Genomic DNA, 8032 nt, shown 5'->3' with positions numbered 1-8032 from the left:
ATGGAATGCGGCTATACTGTTATTGAGCAATGCTACGACAGCGGTGTAGCTGTCGTAGCATTGCTCAATAACAGTATAGCCGCATTCCATTCTGCTCAACGGCCGAGCTGCCCTTGCAGCCTTCCGCGCTTCACCGGCGCCGACAACGTCCGCGCGGCTAATCGGCAAGCGCAGTTGTCACGGCCGCGCAAGTCGAGGTGGCTGGACTTCGCATGATCCAGATGAGTTGCACAGGTACAACTCGGGCTTTGAGCAGGGCAGGGCTTCTCGCACGTCAGTCCCGCAGGGGTGATGGCTCTGTTGGCAGAATTCTCGAGCACCGCACAATGCGCGAAGTCACATCGCTTTGGGGGCAACCCATCGAACGTCGTCGCACGAGTTCCGGCTCCAGGCCCCCCGATGCATTAGTGCCGTCCAGGCGACGAACCGGCCCTGCCGCAGCGCGAATTGTCGGCAACCTTAACAGCCCCACGCCGCAAGCGGAGAAAATGTCGCTCACGCCCGTGGCTTCCAGCTCGACTTCAAACCAGGTTGCACATGTACAACCGAACAAGACTCACCCAACTCTCGCGCCGTCCGAGCCCGCTGTAATGCGCGGCTATGCGCCGGTGCGAGGGGTGCCTGACGGATGCGTGAAAAAGCTAACGCAAATATCTTGCCGACATAGTATAGTCGCGCGTTGATTCTTTGGACTTGCCAAGTCCCCGCAGACTCGTTCACCGATCAGCCGCGTTAACCTTTTGTTAACCAAAAAGCGTTTGTCGGCTGTGCAGAATCAGTTCATCTTAATCAGCGCATTTACGTTTCTCATTCGCTAAAATGCGCAGATCAGGAGAGGGTCGTGTTGGACAAGGTCAGCCATGGCAGGCCGGCGGGTGAAAGTCTTCGCGAACTCATCGCCGCGGACGCTACCGAACTATCGAGGCAGCTGCAGGCGCACCAGGCGAGGACCTTCCCGCCTACCGCACAAAAGGGCATGCGCTTGTTCACGCCCGGCGAGGCTGCCGATTTCATTGGCATTCATGAAGGCTACCTGCGCCAGATCGTCTCCGAAGGCCACGGGCCGCAGCCACAGGCGAACGGAAGGCGGATGTATTCCGTGGAGGACATCGACCGGCTTCGCCAGGTGCTCGACGAGGCAAACTCAAAGGCGCCGGGAAAATACATACGTCACCGAAGGGGAGGGGAGAAACTCCAGATTCTCTCGGTGATGAATTTCAAGGGAGGCAGCGCCAAGACCACCACCGCGGCTCACCTCGCCCAGTTCCTGTCCTTGCGCGGTTACCGGGTTCTTGCCATCGACCTTGATCCTCAGGCCAGCCTGTCAGCCATGTTCGGCCATCAGCCCGAACTGGATGTCGGGCCCAGCGAGACCATTTACGGCGCGATCCGCTACGATTCGGAATGCAGAAGCATTCTGGAAATCGTCCGGTCGACCTATACACCCAACCTGCATCTTGTCCCGGGCAACTTGGAGCTCATGGAATTTGAGCACGAGACGCCGAAGGTGCTGACCAACCGCCAGCCGGGCACCATGTTCTTTGCCAGGCTCGGCGAATGTCTGGCCGAAATCGAGGCCGCATACGATGTCGTGGTCATCGATTGCCCGCCGCAGCTGGGCTTCCTGACGCTGTCTGCCTTGTGCGCGGCCACGGCTGTCATCATCACCGTGCATCCGCAAATGCTTGATGTGATGTCGATGTCCCAGTTCCTGCTCATGACCTCAGACCTGCTAACCGTCGTCGAGAACGCCGGCGGCAACACAGACTATGACTGGATGCGCTACCTCGTCACCCGGTTCGAACCGAACGACGGCCCGCAGAGCCAGATGGCTGGCTTCATGCGCTCGATCTTCGGCAACCGGGTTCTCGAAAATTCAATGCTCAAGTCGACCGCGATCTCCGATGCGGGGCTGACCAAGCAGACCCTTTATGAGGTTGAACGCGGACAATTCACGCGCGGGACTTATGACCGGGCGCTTGAGAGCCTGACGCTTGTCAACGGCGAAATCGAGGAGCTGATCCGCAAAACCTGGGGGCGGAAATAATCATGGCCCGCAAGAACCTTTTCGAACTGTCCGAGGCCGCCGGCGAGCAGGCACCGCCTGACGCCACCAGGTCTTCGCTCGTACGGCCCCTCATGGGCCTTGATCGACCATTGAAGCCGGGCAGGCCGGTGGGCGCCATCTCGCAATCGCTGGAGAACATAAACTCGCGCGCCCAGCGGGCCGAAGAAATCGAGCGCAAATTGTCGGAAGGGCAGTCGGTTGTTGAACTTGACCCAAGCCTTATCGATCAGTCTATCGTGGTCGATCGGCTGGGCATCACCGACGAAAGACGAACGGCGCTCGTCGATCAGATACGCGAGCACGGACAACAGGTGCCCATCCTGGTGCGGCCGCATCCAGACGACAGCGCTCGCTACCAGGTCGCCTACGGACACCGCCGATTGGCTGCGGTCCGGCAACTCGGCCGGATGGTGCGCGCGGTCGTCAGGGACCTGACCGACGAGCAGCTCGTCGTCAGCCAAGGGCAGGAAAACAACAGTCGCAGCGACCTTTCCTACATCGAAAGGTGCTATTTCGCGGCAAAGCTGGAAGCCAGAGGTTTCTCGCGCGACATCATCATGGCATCGCTGGGGGTCGACAAGGCAGCGCTATCAAAGATGATTGCGCTGGTCGCGCGCCTGCCGGCGGAGATCATCGAGGCCATCGGCACCGCTGAATCGTTCGGTCGCCAAAGATGGGCCGATCTCGCCGATCTGCTCGAAGAGCGGGCCAAGCGCGCCAGGGCTCTGAAGGCAATCCAGGATCCCGAATTCGCAGCGCTCTCCAGCGACGAGCGCTTCCAGTCAGTTTACGACATGGTCAAGATTCCGGCAAAAAAGCCCGACCGGACGCTATGGACAGCACTCAACGGTTCTCGCCTGGTCAGCATCAGCGACAGCGAATCCAAGACGACCTTCGCCTTCGATAAGCGTATCGAACCGCAATTCGCCAACTTCGTTCGGGAGCGCTTGCAAGCGCTCTATGACGAGTTCCGTCAAAAGATAACGGACTAAGGAGCACTCAACCGCAAAAGAAAAAGGCCCCCAGACGTCGCCGTCGTGGAAGCCTCTCTCATGATCTAAGCAATCTGAGAATCGCAAATCCACGAATCACTGTCAAGAGTCCAGGCGCCGATTTGGCGAGTTGATTTCTTTTGCCTAGCAATAGGTGGAAGAGAAATGGGAACGCATATCGCAACGACGCCCTTTGGGCGGCGGCCAATGACGCTTGTGCTGGTGCAGGCGAACGCGGCGGCACGAGAGATCCCGCAAGGGTTCGTCGTGGAGAAATGGCAGGTCTATCGCTGGCTTTGCGAGGGCAAGTCGATCATCGGTGTGGGAGACCGCGCTTTGGCCGTGCTGAGCGGTCTGTTGTCATTCTATCCGGACGACCAGATCAGTGAGGAAAACGGCCTGATGGTCTTTCCCTCGAACGCCCAGCTGTCGATGCGGGCGCACGGCATGGCTGATTCCACGCTGCGCCGGAATCTGGCTGAACTGGTGACTTGCGGTCTGATCATCCGCCGTGACAGTCCGAACGGCAAAAGGTTCGCTCGCAAGGGGCAGGGCGGGACTGTCATGGAAGCGTTCGGCTTCTCACTGGCGCCGCTGCTGACGCGGGCTCAGGAGTTCCAGCGCGCGGCCGAGCAGGTTCGCGCCGACAGCCGGGCGCTCAAATTGATGCGGGAGCGGATCACGCTCCATCGCCGTGACATCCACAAGCTGGTCGAGGCGGCGATTGACGAGGGCGCGCCTGGCGACTGGGGAGCCATCTGGACGCGGTTCAGAGCCATCGTGGAGGCGATTCCGAGGCGCGCAGGGCTGTCTGAGCTAGAAGGGATCGTTGCTGAGCTAACCATGCTCCATGACGAAGTGGATAGCATGCTGGAAAGCTTCATGAATTCCACGGATCCGAGCGGCAATGAGTCCCAGCCTGAGCGGCAGCAATCTGATTCAAACACCGACTCTACTTTTGAATTTGAACCTGCTTTAGAGAAAAGCGGGGCGACGGTCGAGCCAAGACGGGCAGCCGACGAGAAGCCGAAAGGCTATCCGATCGGACTTGTGCTGAAGGCCTGCCCCGAAATTGCCGACTATGCAGCCGACGGGATCGCAAACTGGCGCGACTTGATGATCACCGCGGCCCAGGTGCGAGGCTACCTTGGCGTGTCGCCCTCGGCCTATGAGGAGGCTTGCCATGTGATGGGCCAGGAGGTCGCCGCGATCGTGATTGCCTGCATCCTGCAACGGGCGCAGCATATCAACTCGGCAGGCGGTTATCTGCGAGTGCTGACCGAAAAGGCGAGGGCAGGGCAGTTCTCCGTCGGGCCGATGCTGATGGCGGCGCTTAAAGCCAATGGCGCCACCGTGAGGATGACCGGATGAAGTTGCGAGCACATCGCCGGCCCCTCCAAGAGCTTGCGCGGGAACCGTGACACAAAATCAGGAAGTGAAGTGGAGCTGCGATATCCTTCTGGAGCCTTTCTCCTGGAGAGATCCGAAGACCGTGCGTGTTCAGCCCGATCTTTTCGAGCCGGAGATCAGGAACGCATGGCGCGACAAGGTGTTTGCGGCAATGGCGCTTTGTCCAGAGCATCGATTTTGGCTGAGGACCGCGTATCCGCAGCTTTACAGTCAGTACATTGAACAGATCGCCCATGATCGGATCGAATGGCTTGCGTGGCGGGTGTCGGCAAGCCAGATCCTGCGGGAGTTAGGCTGGAGAGAGGAGGCAGCCGGCGAGGGTCCTGCCTGGCCACTGGCCAACGTCGAGCTCGAATGAGCGGTGCGCAGTCCGCAACAGGCCGAGGACCTCGTTTTCGCTTGTATTCGAACTGCACCAGTCGGGCCGATAGCCAAGAGCGTGGTGAGCGGTACTACGCGGATCCGACCAGACCCCATTCCAGCTGCTAATCCGTATCGACGCTTTCGGCCGCGTCGTACGTTTCGCTAAAATTTAGGCCGCTTCGCCCGGCTTATGGAAGTTCGATCTCGCCGTCCACCACGTGGTTGAGGCCGGTGCCGTCCGCCGTCAGCGTCATGCGGACGTTCAACTTCTTCTTCTCGCCGCCGATTTGCCCATCGCGCACCGTCTCCTCGATCTTGCGCTGGGAGGTGACGCCGACTTCCTTTAGGAACTTGCGGATCGACATGTTGAAGGCGTCTTCGCTCATGGCGGAACTCCTCTGTGTCCGGAAGAGATTGTAAGGGAAGGCAAGGCAAGGGATCAAGGAGCATGGCGGTGACGCTCGGTCCCATAGAAACAGATCCCGAGCCGGAAGGAGGCGTCGGGTCCTCGGACTTGATCGGCCTTTGGAAGGTGGAAGAGTGGGCCCAACTGCCAAGCCGCTACCGTGAATCGGTGTCGTAATAGTGCACAAGGGCCGTCTTTGTGCGGGCAGCAGTGTTCCCGAGAGAACGGCACACTACCGGCCGATCGAATGGGGTCTTGCAATTTTCGCTTCTGCTGCGTTTAACTCCCCAGTCTCGAAATTAACCGGACTGGCTTGACGACCAAGTCCACGTCGCAGTTGTCACAAAGGAATGCACAGATATGGCGACCGGAACCGTGAAGTGGTTCAACAGCACCAAGGGATTTGGTTTTATCCAGCCGGACAATGGCGGTCAGGATGTTTTCGTCCACATTTCCGCTGTCGAACGCGCGGGCCTCTCGACGCTGAATGACGGCCAGAAGATCAACTATGAGATCGAACAGGACCGCCGTACCGGCAAGTCCTCTGCCGGCAGCCTCAGCAAAGCTGGCTGAATTTTCGCCTGCGTCCCGGCAACGGCGAATGAATGCGAGATAAGGCGGGGACTGGCCCCGCCTTATCTCTTTCCGCGCAGGTCATACCTGGTAGCAGCTGAGCGCTCCAAAACGACCCTTGAGAGATAAAGTTAGGCTGCGACCTTCTTGCGGGTCCGCTTCGCTGGCAGTGGCGTTTCCGGCTCTTTCGGTTTGCGGCCGAGACCCATGGTCTTGGCCAACGCCGAGCGCGCAGCGGCGTAGTTCGGCGTGACCATCGGATAATCCGCCGCCAGGCCCCATTTGGCGCGATATTCGTCCGGGGTCAGCCCATAGTGGGTTGAAAGATGGCGCTTTAGCGATTTGAATTTCTTACCGTCCTCAAGGCAGATGATGTAGTCCGCCGACACCGACTTCCTGATCGGGACGGCAGGCTTGAGAGCCTCCGGCTCTGCTGCGGAGACGCCTCCAGCTGTGCCTTTCAAAGCCGCGTGCACTTGGCCGATCAGGGCGGGGAGATCGCCCACTGGGACAGGATTATTCGAGACATAGGCTGAGACGACATCGGCGGTAAGCTCGATGAGGGTGTCGAGATTGTGATCGGCTTCTTCTGTCATGAAACTCTCCGGGTGGCTTGAAAGGACAGCGGGCGAAGTCCTGCTACATATTGATGGCCGTCGCTGAAAGCAATAAATGTCTCAGCAGCATAAGTATCGGCATAAGCAAATGCTGATGCGTGTCGGCCCCAGTGCTCGTTCGGCTGCTATGCGCCGGAACCGATGTTCAGCCGTGCCGTCTTGAGCCTTTGTAATTCCGAAAACAACGTCACGAAATTCCGTGCTCCATGAAAATACGGCAAGGTGAATGAAACCTGGCATTCCTCGTTGGTCAGTGACGTTGGAACCAACGGGCTGGGTCATTCCTGGCGTCCCCTACGGATGACCGGTTGTTTTTTTACGAGCCGATTGGCCGTTCGCCGGAGCTTGGTCCGAGAATGAAGTCAAACACGGGTTGGGGCTGACCGAGCACTGTCGCCTGCAAGGCTGCCGGGGTCCGTGCCGCGGCTTCTGCGTGTTCGGCGAGCCCTGCGGGTGACATGCCGAGCGCGCGCTCGAAGCTATGATCGGCCGTGTTCATCAGCCGACGAAGGAGCGCGGCGGCGCGTCCTGCATGACGCATCGCCGCCGCCTGCTTGCCCTCGCGGATCTTCACGCCGGCCGCCGATAACAGGATCAATCCCTTGAAGAGCGTCCGAAGCGGAGCGCCCCGGTCTGCAACTTGCCACAGACCTTCCCAAGCCTCATGGGCTTCCCAGTAATAGCCGTGATTGAAGAGGTCGAGACCCCAGAGGAATATGTCTGAATCCAGCGACGCCTTTGCCGCCAACGGCATGGCTTCGCTGTTGTAGCTATGTCCGGCGGGATCGCGCACGGGATGCGGTTGCCTGCCCGGCAGATACGCATACGACGGAAAGCTCTTTTCCGGCAGCCAGCGCCGGCGAAACATCGAACCAATAGCCATCAAAGCCATATAGCACACCCGTGGAATGACCCGACCTCTGGTATGCAGTGGGTCGCTGCGCGCAGCGGAACAGTGCAGGCATAGGTTCCGCAAACTGTGCGAGACTGGCCTAAGGCGACATTGTCGAAATTGAGCTAGCCAAATCCCACGCCACCAGACATTAACCAGACAGCGTTCATGACCCCCGCTTAGGTAGCGATCAAGTTTTAGCAGTCGGGGTGCAGCGGAATCGTTCGGCTGAGGAAAGATGTGCGAGGTTGTCGCCGCTGGGTTTAGAGGGGGAGTGATGACCGGCTCGAGCAGATTTGAAAGGCCAGTCGTTGTTCAGGTCAGCGGCCACGGCTCGGAGCGTGTCGTCTTCGATGTCAATGACGTGTCCAATATCTTGTTGCGACATCTCGATCGTCAAACTGAGAAGCGCAAGATAGCGATGGACGCCTGTCTGCGCGTATTGCGTGGAGAGGCTCATCCAACATCCGCTCGGCGTGCTTTCGTCGCTGCCGCTCTCGAAGCAAAGATTTTGCGTGGCGATTGAGAGCTATGACGGCGCTCATGAATTGCGTTCACCTCGGCATCGCCGTCGGAGAACCATACTTTATGTGTGGGGCACTCGGTCATGCCCACCTGGCAATGTCGGTATCTCACCGTCGGCCGTCCGCCAGATCCAGGTATCGAACTCCGGTCGGGATGCGATCAGTTCCCCCAGCATTTCCTCATATG

General features: G+C 59.1%; 10 protein-coding genes. 7 read left to right on the top strand and 3 right to left on the bottom strand.

Features of this window, described 5'->3' with window-relative positions:
- From EN742_RS38740 to EN742_RS15840, 5 genes are all read left to right on the top strand, one after another.
- Positions 1–216 (top strand): hypothetical protein (locus tag EN742_RS38740; RefSeq protein WP_210214463.1); only part of this gene is annotated, 216 nt, incomplete at its 5' end.
- Positions 217–844: 628 nt separating this feature from the next.
- Positions 845–2047 carry a plasmid partitioning protein RepA gene (gene repA, locus EN742_RS15855; RefSeq protein WP_189375359.1) on the top strand — a complete coding sequence of 401 codons (1203 nt, stop codon included), beginning with the start codon at positions 845–847 and terminating at the stop codon, positions 2045–2047.
- Between the two features lie 2 nt (positions 2048–2049).
- Positions 2050–3060, top strand: a complete 1011-nt coding sequence (gene repB / locus EN742_RS15850; protein ID WP_128333007.1) for a plasmid partitioning protein RepB — start codon at positions 2050–2052, stop codon at positions 3058–3060.
- Positions 3061–3225: 165 nt separating this feature from the next.
- Positions 3226–4431 (top strand): plasmid replication protein RepC, encoded by a 1206-nt coding sequence (gene repC, locus EN742_RS15845; RefSeq protein WP_128333006.1) that lies wholly within the window; start codon positions 3226–3228, stop codon positions 4429–4431.
- Between the two features lie 46 nt (positions 4432–4477).
- Positions 4478–4828, top strand: a complete 351-nt coding sequence (locus EN742_RS15840) for a DUF5131 family protein (RefSeq protein ID WP_128333005.1) — start codon at positions 4478–4480, stop codon at positions 4826–4828.
- 193 nt (positions 4829–5021) lie between these two features.
- Here EN742_RS15840 and EN742_RS15835 read toward each other — a convergent pair whose 3' ends face one another.
- Positions 5022–5219: a DUF6494 family protein gene (locus EN742_RS15835; RefSeq protein ID WP_128333004.1), complete on the bottom strand. Its 198-nt coding sequence runs from the start codon at positions 5217–5219 to the stop codon at positions 5022–5024.
- Between the two features lie 380 nt (positions 5220–5599).
- On the opposite strand from EN742_RS15835, the gene EN742_RS15830 reads away from it, so the two are divergent.
- Positions 5600–5812 (top strand): cold-shock protein, encoded by a 213-nt coding sequence (locus EN742_RS15830; RefSeq protein ID WP_006339568.1) that lies wholly within the window; start codon positions 5600–5602, stop codon positions 5810–5812.
- A gap of 131 nt (positions 5813–5943) precedes the next feature.
- On the opposite strand, the gene EN742_RS15825 is transcribed toward EN742_RS15830, so the two are convergent.
- Both EN742_RS15825 and EN742_RS15820 read right to left on the bottom strand, forming a co-directional pair.
- Complete coding sequence (locus EN742_RS15825; protein ID WP_128333003.1) at positions 5944–6408, bottom strand: MucR family transcriptional regulator; 465 nt, start codon at positions 6406–6408, stop codon at positions 5944–5946.
- Between the two features lie 337 nt (positions 6409–6745).
- Positions 6746–7321: a DUF309 domain-containing protein gene (locus EN742_RS15820; RefSeq protein WP_128333002.1), complete on the bottom strand. Its 576-nt coding sequence runs from the start codon at positions 7319–7321 to the stop codon at positions 6746–6748.
- Positions 7322–7598: 277 nt separating this feature from the next.
- Here EN742_RS15820 and EN742_RS15815 point away from each other — a divergent pair, with 277 nt between their 5' ends.
- Entirely contained in the window at positions 7599–7847 is a 249-nt protein-coding gene (locus EN742_RS15815) for a DUF982 domain-containing protein (protein ID WP_128333001.1), read from the top strand.
- Positions 7848–8032 lie beyond the last annotated feature (185 nt).

The organism is Mesorhizobium sp. M4A.F.Ca.ET.020.02.1.1, assembly GCF_004022645.1.
Classification (GTDB): domain Bacteria; phylum Pseudomonadota; class Alphaproteobacteria; order Rhizobiales; family Rhizobiaceae; genus Mesorhizobium.
This window is presented reverse-complemented; position numbering and strand designations above follow the sequence as displayed.

Excerpts from the sequence above, each read along its gene's own strand:
- repB (WP_128333007.1), top strand. The coding sequence starts at position 2,050 with ATGGCCCGCAAGAACCTTTTCGAACTGTCCGAGGCCGCCGGCGAGCAG.
- repC (WP_128333006.1), top strand. The coding sequence starts at position 3,226 with ATGGGAACGCATATCGCAACGACGCCCTTTGGGCGGCGGCCAATGACG.
- EN742_RS15835 (WP_128333004.1), bottom strand. The coding sequence starts at position 5,219 with ATGAGCGAAGACGCCTTCAACATGTCGATCCGCAAGTTCCTAAAGGAA.
- EN742_RS15830 (WP_006339568.1), top strand. The coding sequence starts at position 5,600 with ATGGCGACCGGAACCGTGAAGTGGTTCAACAGCACCAAGGGATTTGGT.
- EN742_RS15825 (WP_128333003.1), bottom strand. The coding sequence starts at position 6,408 with ATGACAGAAGAAGCCGATCACAATCTCGACACCCTCATCGAGCTTACC.
- EN742_RS15820 (WP_128333002.1), bottom strand. The coding sequence starts at position 7,321 with ATGGCTTTGATGGCTATTGGTTCGATGTTTCGCCGGCGCTGGCTGCCG.
- EN742_RS15815 (WP_128333001.1), top strand. The coding sequence starts at position 7,599 with ATGACCGGCTCGAGCAGATTTGAAAGGCCAGTCGTTGTTCAGGTCAGC.